2 protein-coding genes are annotated in these 1,918 nt (G+C 49.0%); both read left to right on the top strand.

Annotation, left to right across the window (positions count from 1 at the left end; translation table 11 throughout):
* On the top strand, nucleotides 1-372 hold a 372-nt coding region (locus tag H6S82_RS33155), incomplete at its 5' end, for a hypothetical protein (RefSeq protein WP_206756924.1).
* 92 nt (nucleotides 373-464) lie between these two features.
* Nucleotides 465-1,910, top strand: a complete 1,446-nt coding sequence (locus tag H6S82_RS31445; RefSeq protein WP_190461980.1) for a phosphoglucomutase/phosphomannomutase family protein — start codon at nucleotides 465-467, stop codon at nucleotides 1,908-1,910.
* Nucleotides 1,911-1,918 lie beyond the last annotated feature (8 nt).

Raw genomic sequence — 1,918 nt, 5'->3', positions numbered from 1 at the left:
TTAACAAACTTGTCTGGCCCATCTCCTTCGGGAGATGGGCTATGGCCAGACGAATTGCTAGCTAAATCACCACTCCTCTACTGCAAAACCAAGGTATTCCCCGTGACTGCAATGCTATTAGCCTACGTAGCAGCCTCTTACACTTTTTCCGGTTTGATTTGCTATCTTGCCCACCGGAAAGATTTCAACCCCCTGGAAGAGTCGCAATTGCGAGGTAACTCGAGAAGATTTGTTGCCGCTGGGATTACGCTCCTGTGGCCGATTTGGCTGATTGCGAAAATTTATGGCAGGAGGAATAAGACCTCAAAAAGGGCCGCCACATTATCCGGAAGAATAAACAATGGCAGTTCAAATCGCTTTTGGATGCCATAACGTGCATTCCAACAATTTACGCCTATTGCTGCTGTCTCCTGAATGACACGCTTCCTATACTATGGATGGTGAAGTGACAGGACGTGGCTCAAATGAGTGCTAGCAGCAGCTCGAAAAAGATTCAATTTGGTACGGATGGATGGCGGGGGATTATCGCTGATGATTTCACATTCCCTAATGTGTGTAAGGTGACGCGAGCGATCGCCAGTTACCTGGAGTCAGCTTATTCTAAAGACAGACCTGTTCTGGTAGCTTACGATACCCGCTTCTTGGCAGATCAATTTGCTCGCACGGCGGCTCAGATTCTCGCTGAGATCGGTTGGACGGTAAAAATAGTCGATCGCGATTGCCCGACTCCGGTAATTGCTTACAATGCCAAGCATCTCAACTCGGCTGGGGCGCTCATGTTCACCGCCAGTCACAACCCAGCGCCCTATTGCGGTATTAAGTACATCCCCGATTATGCAGGGCCAGCTACACCGGAAATTACGGATACGATTGTAGCAAATATTGAAGGTGCTACGGATACGCCGCCATCGGGAAGCAATTCTGACAAAATATCGACTTTTGACCCGAAACCGGCTTATCTGGAATTCATTTACACATTGCTTGATGTGGAGCGCATTCGCAGCGCTAAGCTGAAGGTCAAATACGATGCGCTTTATTCTACCTCTCGCGGCTACCTGGATACGGTGTTGCAACATTGCGGTTGCGATTTGGAAAGTTTCCACACTTACCGCGATGTTTTGTTTGGTGGCGGAATGCCGGAACCGAAAGGGGAACAACTGGTAGAGTTAGTCGATGCGGTCAAGAAAGATGGCGCAGATTTGGGTTTGGCGACGGATGGAGATAGCGATCGCTTTGGTATTGTAGACGAACAAGGAAACGTGCTTACCCCCAACACGGTGTTGCTGTTGTTGGCGCGTCATCTGGTCAAGAATAAAGGCAAAACAGGTGCGATCGTTCGCACGGTTGCTACCACGCACTTGCTGGATAATTTTGCTGCTAAGTACGGTTTGACACTTTACGAAACCGCAGTAGGTTTCAAATACATCGGCGAGAAAATGCGCGAGACGCAGGTGCTGATCGGTGGTGAAGAATCGGGAGGACTCAGCATTATCGGTCATATTCCCGAAAAAGACGGCGTTTTGGCAGATATGCTGGTAGCAGAAGCTGTTGCTTACGAAGGAAAACCGCTGAGTCAGCTGGTGGAAGAAGCGATCGCCGAAGCTAATGGCCCACTTTACAACCTGCGCCTCGACTTGCACCTCGATGACGCGCACAAAGCTGCTGTCATCGACTCTTTCACTAAAAATCCACCCGCAGAAGTGGCAACGGTTAAAGTGAAAGAAGTTGGTCGCAAAGACGGTATCAAACTCTACTTAGAAGAAGGTAGTTGGGTGTTGCTGCGTCCGTCGGGAACAGAACCGCTGATGCGCGTTTACATAGAAACGAATTCTGCCGACAAACAAGCGCAAATTGCCGAATACATGGAAAATATCATCAACAATCTTAAGCCTGCGGCAGCAGTCGTTTGAGTTGTCGA

The organism is Planktothrix sp. FACHB-1355 (assembly GCF_014748295.1).
Lineage (GTDB): Bacteria > Cyanobacteriota > Cyanobacteriia > Cyanobacteriales > Aerosakkonemataceae > Aerosakkonema > Aerosakkonema funiforme_A.
The sequence above is the reverse complement of the archived record's forward strand: the minus strand, read 5'-3'. Positions and strand labels throughout refer to the sequence as shown.

Coding starts and splice junctions, on each gene's coding strand:
- H6S82_RS31445 (WP_190461980.1), top strand. CDS start 465: ATGAGTGCTAGCAGCAGCTCGAAAAAGATTCAATTTGGTACGGATGGA.